This window comes from Streptomyces sp. GbtcB7 (assembly GCF_019091445.1).
Lineage (GTDB): Bacteria > Actinomycetota > Actinomycetes > Streptomycetales > Streptomycetaceae > Streptomyces > Streptomyces mirabilis.
Genome location: NZ_JAGXJM010000013.1, coordinates 200,244 through 214,376 on the forward strand (window position 1 = coordinate 200,244; position 14,133 = coordinate 214,376).

The following is a 14,133-nucleotide window of genomic DNA, read 5'->3' on the forward strand; positions in this document are numbered from 1 at the left end:
GACCGCCGCCGACAAGGCGTCCTTCCCGACAACGCGCCACGAACACCAGCACGACCACCGGCTGCTCGAACTCGAAGGCATGAGACAGCAGGCCCGGAGCAGGATCACAGCACAGGCACAGCGCGGAGAGGCAGGTTCAGGGCATGGGCATCATCAGCTGGATCATTCTGGGACTGTTGGCCGGAGCCATCGCCAAATTCCTGCTGCCGGGCCGTGACCCGGGCAGTTTCATCGGAACGACCGTCATCGGCATCGCGGGCGCCTTCATCGGCGGCTGGATCTCCGCGCGCTGGCTGGACCACCCGATCGCCAAGCAGTTCTACGACGGCGCCACGTGGGCTGCCGCGATCGGCGGCTCGCTCGTCCTGCTCATCCTCTACCGCATCCTGTTCGGCGACTCGCGCCGTTGAGGGCGCGCCCCGAGGCCGCAGCCAGCAGGCGAGAAGGGTGGGCACCCCCGGGGGCCCACCCTTCCTCGTACGCGCAACTTTCCTCGTACGCGCAATGAACCACCGGCCGAAGCCGGTTGGCGGCCGATGGCTACCGGTAGTTCACGAACTGCAGCGCGAAGTCGAAGTCCTTGCCCTTGAGCAGCGCCTGCACGGCCTGCAGGTCGTCACGGCTCTTCGAGCTGACACGCAGCTCGTCGCCCTGCACCTGCGCCTTCACGCCCTTCGGACCCTCGTCGCGAATGATCTTCGCCACCTTCTTCGCGTTGTCCTGGGAGATGCCCTCCTCGATGGACGCGAAGATCTTGTACTCCTTGCCGGAGAGCTGGGGCTCGCCCGCGTCCAGCGCCTTCAGCGAGATACCGCGCTTGACCAGCTTGGTCTCGAACACATCGAGGACGGCCTTGACCCGCTCCTCGGAGTTCGCCTCCATCAGGATCTTCTCGCCGGACCAGGAGATGGAGGCGCCCACGTTCTTGAAGTCGTAGCGCTGCGAGATTTCCTTGGCGGCCTGATTGAGGGCGTTGTCGACCTCCTGCCGCTCGACCTTCGAGACGATGTCGAAACTGGAGTCGGCCATGTCCTGTGGCTCCTTGTATCGGGGTGCGTAGGGGCGGCCGTCGAGCCCGGCGTAGGTCCCCGGCCGCATCCGCATAAGCCTAGCCACCCCCTCCCCTCCAAGCGCAGATCAATCGGGTGGCGAAGCACCCCCGAGCATCAGGTATCGTTTACGTCGTTGCCAGGGAGCACCGCCGAAAAGCGGTCCTCAGGGCAGCAACCCCGGCGGTGTGCCCGAGCGGCCAAAGGGAGCAGACTGTAAATCTGCCGGCTCAGCCTTCCCAGGTTCGAATCCTGGCGCCGCCACACGGGAATCAAAGGGCCCGTGACCTGCCCTCTACGCAGGTCACGGGCCCTTTGTCATGCGCTCTCGCGAGAGACGTCCTGTCTCGCGCTGTCTCGCATTCGAACGCACCGTCTCGGGGTCTGTGGACGGGCCGTGGACGGGCTTTCCGGCCCCCTGGACGGACTTCCCCAGGCGGGCGGAGATCTTGGCGTTGGCGGCCTCGTCTCCGTCGCTGAGGAACTGTGCGCAGACCCGGAAGAGGACGGCGATGCTGTGGCCCGCGCGCTCGGCCACGAGCTGCGGTTCTACCCCTGAGCTGAGCCATGTGGGGACTGTCGCGTGACGTAGATCATGTGGGCGCTTGGCAAGGGGCGATTCCTTCTGCGCGCGTGTCAGGGTGGGTGATCGGGCTTCGGCCCAGACAACGTGAGGTGCTGTTCGCCACCTCCGGCTAGTTTCAGGGGCTGTTCGTGCGGGCGGTCGCCGGCGCCCTGAACTCCGCGGCGCCGATCGACGCGCTGGCGGTGGGTCTTGATGCGGTCTCCGAGATGCTCACCGACCAACGCGACTGAGTGCGTACTCGACAAGCTGTGATCATGGCGAACCCCGAGCCCCAGGAGCGCGACCTGATCAAGCTCACCTCGATGTCGGCCGCGCTCGCCGACACCCTGCGTCGACACGGCGTTATGGAGTCGGCCGCGAGCCTGGCCGCCGAGGCGGGAGTCGCCGTCTTCAAAGTCGGCTTCGAGCGCTGGATCACGGGGGACGAGGAACGCGAGTTGTCGCGGTTGATGCGGAATCACTGGACGAACCCAAGGCCGTGACCGCAGGCCGCTCGGTGTGTTGCCCTGAAGGGTTGTTGACGTGGGGGACGGGGGACCGGCCCGCGAGTACGGCCGCCGGTGCTTCACAGCTCCCGCGTGTCGTGCGCTTCGCCGGTGTCCGTCCAGGCTGGACGCGACCGAGGGCGCGGCTCCCTGAGGTGGAGCGCTCCCCGGCGACGTCGGCGGCCATCTTCGGCCGTGCGTCCGTGGCTTTTGCGTGATCTTGATAGTGCCCGTCGCATCTGTCAACCCCTGTGTGAGGCACGGGAGTTGATCGAAAAAGTAGTCGCGCTTGAAGATCATTTAGGCATAGGGTCCAGCCACGTTCGATTGACACCTACGCGTTGAAGACCTCCGGAGGAACCCAGTACGCGACGATCCACCCGTACTACGACTCCTCGACGGGCAAGAACTGCGCGGTGACTGCGGCTGACCCGGACCGACGCGGCGAGGAAGTACCCGACCGTCGCGCCGCAAGGCTCGCACGGAGAACCGGAGACCTATTCCGGACTGTGATGGTGCAGTTCCGAAGGGGTTTCTTCGTGTGAGGGGGCGGAATCGGAGGTTGGCGACCGGGGCTGGGGTCGGGTGCTGTCGGTGCGGCTGCTGCCCGCCGGGCAGACTGATCTCATGTCATCGCGTCGTAGGAACTGCCCCGAGTGCCGTCGGGAGATCGCCGTCGTCGCGGGACGGTTCGCCCGGCATGATCCGCCTGGTGCCCGGGGGAGCGGGGAGCTGGTCTCGTGTCCTGGGTCGCGTCGGCCGGCGCAGCTGGGGGCGGCCCAGCCGACGCTGGACGGGTACTCCGTGCCCGACTTTCCCGGGCAGCTTCCGTTGTTCTGAGCGGGCCGGCGAATGGCCTGGTCCGGTCGGTGTCTAGTTCCCCGCCACCGATTTGATCGCCACCGAAATCGGCGTCGAGCCGCTGATCAACTCCAGGGTCAGCCCGGCCGTCGCAGGAGTCTCCACCAGCTCCGCCAACACCGCGGCGACGTCGTCCCGCGGGACCGCTCCGCGGCCCGTCGAGGCCTCCAGGCGTACGAGGCCGGTGCCGGCGTCGTCGATCAGCGATCCGGGGCGCAGGATCGTCCACTCCAGGGACGTACGACCGCGTACGTACTCGTCGGCCTCGCCTTTGGCGCGCAGATACAGGTCGAAGACGTCGTCGCCCGGGTGCGCCGGGTCCGCGCCCATGGACGACACGACGACATGGCGCCGTACGCCCGCTCGTTCCGCGGCGTCGGCGAACAGGACGGCGGCGCCCCTGTCCACCGTCGCCTTGCGGGCCGGACCGCTGCCCGGGCCCGCGCCCGCCGCGAAGACGGCCGCGTCCGCGCCCTGCAGATGGGCGGCGACCTCCTCCACCGAAGCCGACTCCAGATCGCAGAGGACCGGCTCGGCACCGGCCGCCCGCAGATCGTCGCCCTGCTCGGCGCGGCGGATGATCCCCGCGACCTCGTCACCGCGCGCGGCGAGCAGTCGCTCCAGCCGCAGCGCGATCTGACCATGACCTCCAGCGATGACAATGCGCATGTTTCCGACCGTACGCCCGGATGGACCCGTTCGCCGCACGACCCTGTGGACAACTCAGGGGTCTCTTGAGTTGTCCACAGGGTCGCGCGGCGGGGGAGGCCGTCGTGCCCTCGGCCCGCGCGGTGAACAGGGGGCGCTCGGGGGGTGGTTGCGGCTGTGCGCGCACAACGCGTGGGTTGGTGGACGGCAGTTGTGGCTAGGAAGGCTCTCCGCGTCCCTGTCGGGGCAGGTCCAGCCCCGCCACTGCCGCCGAGTTGCAGTACTCCCGCACCGCGCTGGTCCGTGCCACCACGCGCCCCCGGTGCACCACGATCCGGCTGTACGCGAGCGACAGCGCCCCTGCCAGCCGTTTCCCGCGCACCGCGAGCAACTCGGCCGGGAAACCCGCTTCCACGCGTACCTCGGGCAGTCCGAGGGCGGCCCGAGCGCCGGAGCTCACGGCGTCGTACGCGTCCTCGGGGCGCAGACCGTGCCGTGAGGCCAGCAGGTAGGCGGCCTCCAGGGGGTCGCCGCGGCCCACCGGGTTCGATACGTCCCGGAGGGCGCCGCTGCCCGCGGCGATCCGTACCCCGGCCGCCCGCAGCATCCGCACCGGAGCCGTTCCGCGCCGGTCCACGCCCCCGCAGCCGCCCTGCGGCAGGCACACCACGGTCACGCCCGCCGCGGCGAGTTGTTCGGCCGCCCGGGAGGCCACCTCGGACGGCAGCCGGCCGAGGCCGCTGCACGGGCCGAGCGTCACGCCGGACCGCAGGCCGCCCGCCATCGCCGCGAGCCGGGCGAGCCGGGCGGGATCGGAGGCGTCCGTGTGCAGGTCGACCGGGCAGCCGTGTTCCGAGGCGAGTTCCAGGACCGCCTCCACGTACCCCGTCGGATCCGGGTCGGCGTCCGGGCAGCCGCCCACCACCGAAGCGCCCATCTTCACGGCGTCCTGCAGTATCGCGAGCCCGTCGGCACCGGCGAGCCCGGTGAGCACCCGCGGCATCGCCACCGCCGTCAGCTCGGCCAGCCCGCGCAGCGCCCGCCGCGCCTGGAGCACCGCCGCCAGCGAGTCGAGACCCTGTACGTCGCCGACGCGCACGTGCGAGCGCAACGCCGTCGCCCCGTGCCCGAGTTGCAGCAACGCGGCCTCGGTGGCCCGGCGCTGGACCTCCTGGGTGTCGTACGAGAGGGGGCCGTCGCCGTCGGCCGTCAGGGCCGTGTCGCCGTGGGCGTGGGGCTCGGCGGGGGCCGGCAGGAGCAGGTAGCCGTCGAGGTCCACCTTCGAGGCGCGCGAGCCGGAGGAGGGTGTCGCCAGGCTCCCGGCGGTGCCGACCGCCTCGATGCGCCCGCCGCCCAGCCGCACGTCCACAGTCCGGCCGTCGGTGAGCCGCGCTCCGCGCAGCAGCAGGGTGGCGGTGTCGGTCTGTCCCGACGAGGAGTGGGGTGGCTGCGGCTGACTGTCGGGCATCGCGCTCCTGGGGCTCGGGGGCGGCTGCGGGGAGGGGCGACTGGGGAGGTGGGCGCTTCGGTGGTGGCGGTGTGGGGTGGCCGGGTGGAGGAGGGGGAGGTGGCTGGGTGGAGGGGTGGGGCGAGGTCGTGGGTGGTGAGGGGCAAGATCACGCAGCGTGAGTCGAGCCTAGGGTGGCGAACCCTCCTCGTCCGGGAGGAGCGCAATAGTCGTACCGGTGTGGTCCGTGCACGGACAGAAAGTGGGAGATGAGAGCCGGACACGCGAGTCGGGACGGCCGGACGGAGTCGCTGGTCGGCTGGACGGAGCCGCTGGTCGGCCGGGCGGAGAGGCGGGGACCGGAGGCTGTCGACCGGGCTGTGTGCCCGTGATCCGTGGGGCGGGAGCGGCCGGAGTCGCGGCCGTGACGCACCGTTCGTGAGGGGCCGGAGTCGCGGCGGCGAACGGCCGGGAACGGGCCGGGGCGGGTGCCGCGAAACGGATTTGGGCGATCGGCGGGCGAGCGTGTAATGTCTTCATCGCTCGCCCCAATAGCTCAGTCGGTAGAGCGTCTCCATGGTAAGGAGAAGGTCTACGGTTCGATTCCGTATTGGGGCTCTGGTGTGAGGGGTTCCCGTCGCAAGGCGGGGACCAATCGCATCACAGCGGTGTAGCTCAGTCGGTAGAGCAAGCGGCTCATAATCGCTGTGTCACCGGTTCAAGTCCGGTCACCGCTACAGACAGTAGCCGATTGTGGGGTCGGTCCTTCGATCGGCTACTCTTCTATGCGTTAATGTCCCATCCGTTCGTCAAGGAGCACTCCTGTGGCTGCCACCGACGTCCGCCCGAAGATCACGCTGGCCTGCGTGGAGTGCAAGGAGCGGAACTACATCACCAAGAAGAACCGGCGTAACGACCCGGACCGACTGGAGATGAAGAAGCACTGCCCGCGTTGCAATGCGCACACCGCGCACCGCGAAACGCGATAAATCAGGCTCGTACACGAGGCCGTCCCCAGTAACGGGGGCGGCCTCGCGTCGTTCACCGGCCGAGTGCCGACGTGTGAGTGATCGTCGAGCAGTCGCCGACAGTCCTCGTACGGGCATCGGTCCGAGAATCGCTGCACCGGCTGAAAACCAGGAGGTACCGAGCCCATGGCGCTCGACCAGTCCTTCGTGGGGCGGTCCTACCCGCCCACCGACCCCTATGAGGTCGGTCGGGAGAAGATCCGCGAGTTCGCGGAGGCCGTGGGGGACACCAACCCGGCGTACACGGACCCGGAGGCCGCCAAGGCGCTCGGGTACTCCGATGTGATCGCCCCGCCGACCTTTGTGTTCGCGATCACCTTCAAGGCCGCGGGGCAGGTCGTCCAGGACCCCCAACTGGGTCTCGACTACAGCCGCGTGGTGCATGGTGACCAGAAGTTCGCCTACACCCGTCCGGTGCGCGCGGGCGACCGGCTCACGGTCACCTCGACCATCGAGGCGATCAAGTCCATGGCGGGCAACGACATCGTGGACATCCGTGGTGAGGTCCATGACGAGGCGGGCGAGCACGTGGTGACGGCCGTCACCAAGCTCGTGGCACGTGCGGCGGAGGAGGGCTGACCATGACGGCGAAGATCGCGTATGACGACGTCGAGGTCGGTGCCGAGCTGCCGGCCCGGACTTTCCCCGTGACGCGCGCCACACTCGTGCAGTACGCGGGCGCCTCCGGGGACTTCAACCCCATCCACTGGAACGAGAAGTTCGCGGTCGAGGTCGGTCTCCCCGACGTCATCGCGCACGGCATGTTCACCATGGCCGAGGCGATCCGTGTCGTCACCGACTGGGCCGGTGACCCGGGTGCGGTCGTGGAGTACGGCGTCCGCTTCACCAAGCCCGTCGTCGTCCCCAACGACGACAAGGGAGCGAGCATCGAGGTCAGCGGCAAGGTCGCGGCCAAGCTGGACGACAACACCGTCCGCGTCGACCTCACCGCGATGAGCGCGGGGCAGAAGGTCCTGGGCATGTCGCGAGCGGTCGTTCGACTGGCCTGATGGCCGTCATGAGGGGCGATGGGTAGGAGCGGGTAAGGGGCGTCGGCCATGGTCGGCGCCCCTTACGTGCGTCTGGCCGCGCCTGGTTGTACCGGGTTCGTCCGTTCGTGGTCCGGTTGTCTGTGGGTGTCCGTGGTCTGTTGTCTCGGGTCCGGCTGCCTGTGGGTTCCCGTGGTCTGTCGGTCCGCGGTCCGGCTGTCCGCCGGGGGGTGGGTCGGGGCCGTGCCGGTACGTCGAGCCCGTCGCCGCCGGATCAGACGTGGGCCGGGCAAGGGAGCCGCTGCTCGATCCGAACGTAAGCGACGGGCTTGCGACGCACCGGCACGGCCCCTTCCGTGCGTGCGCGGCTGCCGGTCGCGGGGGCGTGCGCGTCATTCGAAGCCGCTCCCGCCTACCGCTTGACTTAGTTAGTGATTGGGCACTAACTTAGTCGCATGGTCAGGATGAGCGCAGACGAGAGGCGCGAGAGCGTCATCCGCGCGGCGATCGCGGAGTTCGCCCGGGGTGGTTACTACGGCACGTCCACCGAGGCGATCGCCAAGCGTGTGGGTGTCTCGCAGCCGTATCTCTTCCGGCTCTTCCCGGGCAAGAAGGCGATCTTCCTCGCGGCGGCCGAACGCTGTCTGGAGGACGCTCGGCGCACTTTCGAGGAGGCCGCCGAGGGGCTGGAGGGCGAGGAGGCCCTGCACTCCATGGCCGACGCGTACACCAAGGTCATCGCGGAGCACCCGGAGCGGCTGCTCATGCAGATGCAGACGTACGCCGCGGTGGCGGCCGCCGAGGAGGCCGGTGACCACGAGTTCGGCCAGGCGGTACGGGCCGGCTGGATGGGGCTGTGGGACGCGGCTCATCTGCCGCTGGGTGCCGACGTGAACGACACCACGACCTTCATGGCGTACGGGATGCTCGTCAACTGCCTGGTGGCCATGGGCTTTCCGGCCGATCACCGGGTATGGGAAGGGCTCTACCCCTCGGCGCGGGTCAAGAGCGGGACCGGGCTCTGAAGCGGGCGGGTCGGTCACGGGGGAGGCGGAGATCGCCGCCTTTCCATGGCCGCGAAAGTTAGTAAGCAATAACTAATCATAGGGAACGATCGCCCTTAGGGGGAGCGATGTCACAGCAGACCGCACGTCGCGGGGGAGCCACCTGGGCCCTCATCATCACCAGCGTCGCCGGATTCATGGCGGCCCTCGACAATCTCGTCGTCACCACCGCACTGCCCTCCATCCGCAAGGATCTCGGCGGCGCGCTGGACGACCTGGAATGGACCGTGAGCGCCTACACGCTCACCTTCGCCGTCCTGCTGATGTTCGGTGCGGCGCTCGGTGACCGGTTCGGCCGCCGTCGGCTCTTCCTCGTCGGTCTCTCCGTCTTCACCGGCGCGTCCGCGGCCGCCGCCATGGCACCCGGCCTCGACTCGCTGATCGCCGCCCGCGCGGTCCAGGGCGTCGGCGCGGCGATCATGATGCCGCTCACGCTCACCCTGCTGACGGCCGCGGTGCCGGCCGCCAAGCGCGGCATGGCGTACGGGATCTGGGGCGCGGTGAACGGACTCGCGGTCGCCTCCGGGCCCCTCATCGGCGGCAGTCTCACCGAACACGTGTCCTGGCACTGGATCTTCTGGCTGAACGTTCCGCTGGGCCTCGCCCTGCTGCCCCTCGCCCGACTGCGGCTGGCCGAGTCCCACGGCACCGGCGCCCCGCTCGACATCACCGGCACCCTGCTCGTCAGCGGCGGTCTGTTCGGGATCGTGTACGGCCTGGTCCGCGGGCCCGCCGAGGGCTGGACCAGCCCGATCGTCCTGACCGGTCTGCTCGCCGGCGCCGCGCTGCTCACCGGCTTCGTCTTCCACGGCATCCGCGCCAAGAACCCGATGCTGCCGATGCGGCTCTTCCGCTCCCGTGCCTTCGCCGGGATCAACGCCGCGAGCCTGCTGATGTTCCTCGGGATGTTCGGCTCGATCTTCCTGCTCAGCCAGTACATGCAGGGCGTCCTCGGCTACTCGCCCACCCAGGCCGGCCTGCGGATGCTGCCCTGGACCGGGATGCCGATGCTCGTCGCGCCGATCGCCGGGTACCTCTCCGACCGTGTCGGCGGGCGTCCCGTGGTCGCCACCGGGCTCTTCCTGCAGGCCGCCGGGCTCGCGTACTACGCCTCCGTGGTCGCCGCCCACGCCTCGTACGCCGCCCAGCTGCCCGCCCTGATCGTCAGCGGCATCGGAATGTCCCTGTACTTCGCCCCCGCCTCCAACCTGGTCATGTCCAGCGTTCGTCCCCAGGAGCAGGGCATCGCCTCCGGCGCCAACAACGCGCTGCGTGAGGTGGGCGGCGCGCTCGGCATCGCGGTGATGTCCTCGATCTTCTCCGCGCAGGGCGGCTACGGGACCGCGCAGACCTTCGTGGACGGTCTGCGGCCGGCGCTCGTGGTGGGCTCGGCGGTGGTCGCCCTGGCGGGCGTCGCGGTGCTGCTCATCCCGACGGCGCGGCGTGCGGCTCAGGCCCGGGTCGTCGCCTCCGAGTCGCCCCAGGGGCAGGATCTGGCCCAGGCGCCGGTTCTGGAAACCGCCTCACGCTGAGGCAAGGGAAACCGCCTCACGCCGAGGCACAGGAAACGCCTCACGCCGAGGCAAGAGAAACCGCCTCGCGGTGAGCGGGAGGGAAACCGCCCGCCGGTGGAGGGTCCAGGATCCAAACCCTTGATTGGTCCATCTCGTGAACACACAGAAGCGGCCCCGCCTCGACCGGCGGGGCCCTTCTCGTACTCTTGAGCCCGTGCAGGAACTCCACGACGCTCCGCTCGCCCCGCTGACCACCTTCCGGCTGGGGGGTCCCGCGACCCGGCTGATCACCGCCACGACCGACGCCGAGGTGATCGCCGCCGTCCGGGAGGCCGACGACACCGGTACGCCGCTGCTGATCATCGGCGGCGGATCGAACCTGGTCATCGGTGACAAGGGCTTCGTCGGGACCGCCCTGCGCATCGCGACCACCGGCTTCGCCCTCGACGGTACGAGGCTGGAGCTGGCGGCGGGCGAGGTGTGGACCGACGCGGTCGCCCGCACCGTCGAGGCCGGGCTCGCCGGCGTCGAGTGCCTCGCCGGGATCCCCGGCTCCGCCGGCGCGACCCCGATCCAGAACGTGGGCGCGTACGGCCAGGAAGTGTCGTCCACCATCACCGAAGTGATCGCGTACGACCGCAGGGCGCGCGAGACGGTCACCCTGGCCAACGCCGACTGCGCCTTCTCGTACCGCCACAGCCGCTTCAAGGCCGACCCCGAGCGGTACGTCGTGCTGCGCGTCAGGTTCGAGCTGGAGGACGCGGACGGGCTGTCGGCGCCGATCAAGTATGCCGAGACGGCACGCTCCCTCGGGGTCGAGCCCGGCGACAGGGTGCCGCTCGCCGCCGCCCGCGAGACCGTCCTGAAGCTGCGCTCCGGCAAGGGCATGGTGCTCGACCCCGAGGACCACGACACCTGGTCGGCCGGGTCGTTCTTCACCAACCCGATCCTCACGCACGAGGAGTTCGCCGCGTTCCACGCGCGCGTGGCCGAGCGGCTGGGCACCGACGTCGTGCCGCCCGCGTACCCGGCGGGCGAGGGCCACACCAAGACCTCCGCGGCCTGGCTGATCGACAAGTCCGGCTTCACCAAGGGCTACGGCTCCGGACCCGCCCGGATCTCCACCAAGCACACGCTGGCCCTCACCAACCGGGGCCGGGCCACCACCGAGGACCTCCTCGCGCTGGCCCGCGAGGTCGTCGCCGGCGTCCGCGACGCCTTCGGGATCACCCTCGTCAACGAGCCGGTGACGGTGGGCGTGGAGCTCTAGGTGGAGCTCCAGTTCTAGTAGGCGACGCCGACGCCCTGCTTCACCGTCCCGGGGTCGTTGATCATCGCCAGCATCGCGTGCGCCACGTCGGCGCGCCCGATGAACCGGCCCTTGAGCGGGAAGCCTCCGACGACCGTCCGGTACGAGCCGGTCACCGGCTTGTTCTGCAGGCGCGGCGGGCGCGCGACCGTCCAGTCGGTCGCGCTCCGGGCCAGTTCGCCCTCCATGGCCGCCAGGTCGGCGTAGACGTCCTTCAGGATCAGCGAGACCAGGCCCCGCGCGGCGCGGTCGGCGAACGCCGCGCCCTCGGGGTCGGGACCGACCGGCCCCGCGCTCACCACCAGCAGCCGGCGCACCCCCTCGGCCTCCATGGCGCCCAGCACCGTACGGGTCAGCCGGGTCGCGATCCCGGCGTCCTTGCGGCTGCGGGCGCCGAGCCCGGAGAGGACGGCGTCGCGGCCCGCGACCGCGGGGCGCAGCGCCTGCGGGTCCGTGAGGTCCGCGCGGAGCACCTCCAGGCCCGCGCCCGTGACGGTCAGCCGCGCCGGGTCCCGTACGACGGCCGTGACCTGGTGGCCGGAGTCCAGCGCCTGCCGGACGATCTCCTGGCCGATGCCGCCGGTGGCCCCGAAGACGGTGAGTTTCATGACGTGATCCCCCTGGATGGATCGGGTGGGTGAGTATTCACTCACCTCTGCTTGCTCCTAGAGTGGGTAAGCACTCACCCACTCGTCAAGGCCGAACAGGGGTGACCATGGAATCCTTGGGGCCCATGCAGCAGAAACCGGCCCGGATCCGCATCCTCGACGCGGCGCACGAGCTCATGCTCACCATCGGCCTCGCCCGCGCCACGACCAAGGAGATCGCCAAGGCCGCGGGCTGCTCGGAGGCGGCGCTCTACAAGTACTTCCCGAGCAAGGAGGAACTGTTCGTCAACGTGCTCAAGGAACGCCTGCCCCAGCTGACCCCGCTGCTGGCCGGCCTCGCGGCCGAGCCGGGCCGGGGCTCCCTTCTGGAGAACCTCACCGAGATCGCCCGCCAGGCGGCCCTCTTCTATGAGCAGAGTTTTCCGATCGCAGCCTCCTTGTACGCGGAAACGCAGCTCAAGCGCCGGCACGAGGAGTCGATGCGCTCCATGGGGTCGGGCCCCCACATGCCCATCCGGGGCCTCGACGCCTATCTCCGCGCCGAACAGGACGCGGGCCGGGTCCGCGTCGGGGTCGACACCTACGCGGCCGCCTCGCTCCTGCTGGGCGCCTGCGCCCAGCGCGCCTTCGCCTACGACTCCACGGAGGAGGGCAAGCCGCCGCCCGTGGACGAGTTCGCCCTGTCGATCGCCCGCACGCTGCTGGGCGGAATCTCCGTTGCGGACGAGCCCTCGTGACGGTCACTCTGGCCCGATGAGACAAGCCCCCACGGCCGTGCGACGCTCCCTGTGCGGCTGAGCGTCACGGAGTTCACGCCGCGCGTCGGCCCCCGGGCCTACCGGGTCGTCCAGCCGCGTCCGCCGCTGCGGCACACCACGCTCAGTGACCCCTTCGAAGGCTGGGGCTACCTCGTGGGCGACCACGACGGACTCGCCCGCCTCGCCGCGCTCTTCTCGTTCGCCGCGTTCTCCCGGCACACGATCGTGTACGTCCCGCTGCGGCGGAGCATCCCCAGGGCCTACGCGCCCGGGGTGCCGGTCGACCTCGTCCTCGCCCACCGTTCGCCGGGCCTGCGGGCCTCCACCTGGCCCGAACTGCGCCGTCGGCTGCGTGAGGGCACCCCGCTCACCGTGCGCACGAACGAGGAGCGGACCGCAGCCCACGCGGCCGCCTGGGAGGCGCGCTGGGAGCAGCGCTGGGACCGCCTCGACGCCCGGGACCGGATCCGTCCGGCTGTACACGCGGGGACGCTCTTCCTCCTCGGCGCCCGCGACACCTTCGCCTCGGCCGCCACGCACCTGGAGGCGGCGGCCGGGTTCGGGCCGCGTGGAAAGCGGGCCGCCGAGGGGCAGGACGTGCTCGTCGCCTCCCTCACCCCGCACCTGCCGCCGTCCCGAGGCCGTCACGTCGAGCTGGACATCGGCTTCCAGGCGTATCCGCCCTACACCCACTTCAGGCGACCGGGGCGGCCAGCCAGTCGTCGATGCCCGACAGCAGCTTCTCCTTGACGTCCTTGGGCGCCGCCGTGGCCCGCACCGACTGGCGTGCGAGTTCGGCCAGTTCCGCGTCCGTGAAGCCGTGGTGGTGGCGTGCCAGCTCGTACTGGGCGGCCAGCCGGGAGCCGAACAGCAGGGGGTCGTCGGCGCCGAGGGCCATCGGGACGCCGGCTTCGAAGAGGGTGCGCAGGGGGACGTCCTCGGCCTTCTCGTAGACCCCCAGGGCGACGTTCGACGCCGGGCACACCTCGCAGGTGATGCCGCGGTCCGCGAGCCGCTTCAGCAGCCGCGGGTCCTCGGCGGCGCGCACACCGTGCCCGATCCGGGTGGCGTGCAGGTCGTCCAGGCAGTCGCGGACCGACGCCGGGCCGCTCAGCTCGCCGCCGTGCGGCGCGGACAGCAGACCGCCGTCCCGCGCGATCGCGAAGGCCCGGTCGAAGTCCCGCGCCATGCCCCGCCGCTCGTCGTTGGAGAGCCCGAAGCCGACGACGCCGCGGTCCGCGTAGCGCACGGCGAGCCGGGCCAGGGTGCGGGCGTCCAGCGGGTGCTTCATGCGGTTCGCGGCCACCAGGACGCGCATCCCGAGCCCGGTCTCCCGCGCGGCCGAGTCCACCGCGTCCATGATGATCTCCAGAGCCGGGATGAGCCCGCCCAGCCGGGGCGCGTACGAGGTCGGGTCGACCTGGATCTCCAGCCACCCGGAGCCGTCCTTCAGGTCCTCCTCGGCGGCCTCGCGCACCAGCCGCTGGATGTCCTCGGGCTCTCTGAGGCAGGACCGCGCCGCGTCGTACAGCCGCTGGAAGCGGAACCAGCCGCGCTCGTCGGTCGCCCGCAGCCTGGGCGGTTCGCCGCTGGTCAGGGCGTCGGTGAGGGCTTCGGGCAGCCGGACGCCGTACTTGTCGGCCAGCTCCAGCACGGTGGTGGGCCGCATCGAACCGGTGAAGTGCAGGTGCAGATGGGCTTTCGGCAGTTCAGAGAGATCACGTACGCGCTCCATTCCAGGATCCTGCCGTACGTTCCCGCCGTGTCGGTAGCGCTTTCCTCGTTAG

At 70.3% G+C, this 14,133-nt stretch carries 17 protein-coding genes and 3 tRNA genes; 15 read left to right on the forward strand and 5 right to left on the reverse strand.

Annotated features, from left to right (window positions below):
* The first annotated feature begins 143 nt into the window (after positions 1-143).
* Positions 144-410, forward strand: a complete 267-nt coding sequence (locus KVT44_RS22630; RefSeq protein WP_217568299.1) for a GlsB/YeaQ/YmgE family stress response membrane protein — start codon at positions 144-146, stop codon at positions 408-410.
* Positions 411-540: 130 nt separating this feature from the next.
* Here the strand turns inward: KVT44_RS22630 and KVT44_RS22635 are convergent, their stop codons facing one another.
* Positions 541-1,029, reverse strand: coding sequence for a YajQ family cyclic di-GMP-binding protein (locus KVT44_RS22635; protein WP_054228329.1), 489 nt, complete (start codon positions 1,027-1,029; stop codon positions 541-543).
* A gap of 202 nt (positions 1,030-1,231) precedes the next feature.
* Between KVT44_RS22635 and KVT44_RS22640 the strand changes: the two genes are divergently transcribed.
* The 4 genes from KVT44_RS22640 to KVT44_RS58180 all read left to right on the forward strand — a co-directional run bounded on the left by KVT44_RS22640 (position 1,232) and on the right by KVT44_RS58180 (position 2,960).
* Positions 1,232-1,313 (forward strand) — tRNA-Tyr (locus KVT44_RS22640).
* 133 nt (positions 1,314-1,446) lie between these two features.
* Positions 1,447-1,608, forward strand: coding sequence for a hypothetical protein (locus KVT44_RS22645; RefSeq protein ID WP_217568300.1), 162 nt, complete (start codon positions 1,447-1,449; stop codon positions 1,606-1,608).
* 281 nt (positions 1,609-1,889) lie between these two features.
* A complete protein-coding gene (locus KVT44_RS22650) occupies positions 1,890-2,117 on the forward strand; it encodes a hypothetical protein (RefSeq protein WP_217568301.1) in 228 nt (75 codons plus the stop codon).
* 630 nt (positions 2,118-2,747) lie between these two features.
* On the forward strand, positions 2,748-2,960 hold the full coding sequence (locus KVT44_RS58180) for a hypothetical protein (RefSeq protein WP_060901523.1): 213 nt from the start codon (positions 2,748-2,750) through the stop codon (positions 2,958-2,960).
* A 33-nt stretch (positions 2,961-2,993) separates the two neighbouring features.
* On the opposite strand, the gene KVT44_RS22655 is transcribed toward KVT44_RS58180, so the two are convergent.
* Positions 2,994-3,650, reverse strand: a complete 657-nt coding sequence (locus KVT44_RS22655; protein WP_180292902.1) for an SDR family oxidoreductase — start codon at positions 3,648-3,650, stop codon at positions 2,994-2,996.
* A 196-nt stretch (positions 3,651-3,846) separates the two neighbouring features.
* Positions 3,847-5,097, reverse strand: coding sequence for an amidohydrolase family protein (locus KVT44_RS22660; RefSeq protein ID WP_217568302.1), 1,251 nt, complete (start codon positions 5,095-5,097; stop codon positions 3,847-3,849).
* A gap of 524 nt (positions 5,098-5,621) precedes the next feature.
* On the opposite strand from KVT44_RS22660, the gene KVT44_RS22665 reads away from it, so the two are divergent.
* From KVT44_RS22665 to KVT44_RS22700, 8 genes are all read left to right on the forward strand, one after another.
* Positions 5,622-5,694: transfer RNA gene (locus tag KVT44_RS22665), tRNA-Thr, on the forward strand.
* 46 nt (positions 5,695-5,740) lie between these two features.
* Positions 5,741-5,813 (forward strand) — tRNA-Met (locus KVT44_RS22670).
* An 87-nt stretch (positions 5,814-5,900) separates the two neighbouring features.
* Positions 5,901-6,065 carry a 50S ribosomal protein L33 gene (rpmG, locus tag KVT44_RS22675; RefSeq protein ID WP_004571794.1) on the forward strand — a complete coding sequence of 55 codons (165 nt, stop codon included), beginning with the start codon at positions 5,901-5,903 and terminating at the stop codon, positions 6,063-6,065.
* Positions 6,066-6,230: 165 nt separating this feature from the next.
* Positions 6,231-6,683, forward strand: a complete 453-nt coding sequence (locus KVT44_RS22680; RefSeq protein WP_060899260.1) for a MaoC family dehydratase N-terminal domain-containing protein — start codon at positions 6,231-6,233, stop codon at positions 6,681-6,683.
* 2 nt (positions 6,684-6,685) lie between these two features.
* Positions 6,686-7,114 (forward strand): MaoC family dehydratase, encoded by a 429-nt coding sequence (locus KVT44_RS22685; protein ID WP_099921165.1) that lies wholly within the window; start codon positions 6,686-6,688, stop codon positions 7,112-7,114.
* Positions 7,115-7,548: 434 nt separating this feature from the next.
* A complete protein-coding gene (locus KVT44_RS22690; protein WP_217568303.1) occupies positions 7,549-8,118 on the forward strand; it encodes a TetR/AcrR family transcriptional regulator in 570 nt (189 codons plus the stop codon).
* A 107-nt stretch (positions 8,119-8,225) separates the two neighbouring features.
* Entirely contained in the window at positions 8,226-9,689 is a 1,464-nt protein-coding gene (locus KVT44_RS22695) for a DHA2 family efflux MFS transporter permease subunit (RefSeq protein ID WP_217568304.1), read from the forward strand.
* A gap of 196 nt (positions 9,690-9,885) precedes the next feature.
* Positions 9,886-10,941 (forward strand): UDP-N-acetylmuramate dehydrogenase, encoded by a 1,056-nt coding sequence (locus tag KVT44_RS22700; protein WP_217568305.1) that lies wholly within the window; start codon positions 9,886-9,888, stop codon positions 10,939-10,941.
* A gap of 14 nt (positions 10,942-10,955) precedes the next feature.
* On the opposite strand, the gene KVT44_RS22705 is transcribed toward KVT44_RS22700, so the two are convergent.
* Entirely contained in the window at positions 10,956-11,588 is a 633-nt protein-coding gene (locus KVT44_RS22705) for an NAD(P)-dependent oxidoreductase (RefSeq protein WP_217568306.1), read from the reverse strand.
* Between the two features lie 125 nt (positions 11,589-11,713).
* Here KVT44_RS22705 and KVT44_RS22710 point away from each other — a divergent pair, with 125 nt between their 5' ends.
* Both KVT44_RS22710 and KVT44_RS22715 read left to right on the forward strand, forming a co-directional pair.
* Positions 11,714-12,325, forward strand: coding sequence for a TetR/AcrR family transcriptional regulator (locus KVT44_RS22710; RefSeq protein WP_217568307.1), 612 nt, complete (start codon positions 11,714-11,716; stop codon positions 12,323-12,325).
* Between the two features lie 51 nt (positions 12,326-12,376).
* The gene (locus KVT44_RS22715; protein ID WP_217568308.1) at positions 12,377-13,096 is read left to right on the forward strand and encodes a hypothetical protein; all 720 of its coding nucleotides are present in this window, start codon (positions 12,377-12,379) and stop codon (positions 13,094-13,096) included.
* On the opposite strand, the gene KVT44_RS22720 is transcribed toward KVT44_RS22715, so the two are convergent.
* Complete coding sequence (locus KVT44_RS22720; protein WP_099921158.1) at positions 13,041-14,081, reverse strand: adenosine deaminase; 1,041 nt, start codon at positions 14,079-14,081, stop codon at positions 13,041-13,043. The genes KVT44_RS22715 and KVT44_RS22720 overlap by 56 nt on opposite strands.
* Positions 14,082-14,133: the final 52 nt, after the last annotated feature.

Excerpts from the sequence above, each read along its gene's own strand:
- KVT44_RS22630 (WP_217568299.1), top strand. The coding sequence starts at position 144 with ATGGGCATCATCAGCTGGATCATTCTGGGACTGTTGGCCGGAGCCATC.
- KVT44_RS22635 (WP_054228329.1), bottom strand. The coding sequence starts at position 1,029 with ATGGCCGACTCCAGTTTCGACATCGTCTCGAAGGTCGAGCGGCAGGAG.
- KVT44_RS22650 (WP_217568301.1), top strand. The coding sequence starts at position 1,890 with ATGGCGAACCCCGAGCCCCAGGAGCGCGACCTGATCAAGCTCACCTCG.
- KVT44_RS58180 (WP_060901523.1), top strand. The coding sequence starts at position 2,748 with ATGTCATCGCGTCGTAGGAACTGCCCCGAGTGCCGTCGGGAGATCGCC.
- KVT44_RS22655 (WP_180292902.1), bottom strand. The coding sequence starts at position 3,650 with ATGCGCATTGTCATCGCTGGAGGTCATGGTCAGATCGCGCTGCGGCTG.
- KVT44_RS22660 (WP_217568302.1), bottom strand. The coding sequence starts at position 5,097 with ATGCCCGACAGTCAGCCGCAGCCACCCCACTCCTCGTCGGGACAGACC.
- KVT44_RS22680 (WP_060899260.1), top strand. The coding sequence starts at position 6,231 with ATGGCGCTCGACCAGTCCTTCGTGGGGCGGTCCTACCCGCCCACCGAC.
- KVT44_RS22685 (WP_099921165.1), top strand. The coding sequence starts at position 6,686 with ATGACGGCGAAGATCGCGTATGACGACGTCGAGGTCGGTGCCGAGCTG.
- KVT44_RS22690 (WP_217568303.1), top strand. The coding sequence starts at position 7,549 with ATGGTCAGGATGAGCGCAGACGAGAGGCGCGAGAGCGTCATCCGCGCG.
- KVT44_RS22695 (WP_217568304.1), top strand. The coding sequence starts at position 8,226 with ATGTCACAGCAGACCGCACGTCGCGGGGGAGCCACCTGGGCCCTCATC.
- KVT44_RS22705 (WP_217568306.1), bottom strand. The coding sequence starts at position 11,588 with ATGAAACTCACCGTCTTCGGGGCCACCGGCGGCATCGGCCAGGAGATC.
- KVT44_RS22710 (WP_217568307.1), top strand. The coding sequence starts at position 11,714 with ATGCAGCAGAAACCGGCCCGGATCCGCATCCTCGACGCGGCGCACGAG.
- KVT44_RS22720 (WP_099921158.1), bottom strand. The coding sequence starts at position 14,081 with ATGGAGCGCGTACGTGATCTCTCTGAACTGCCGAAAGCCCATCTGCAC.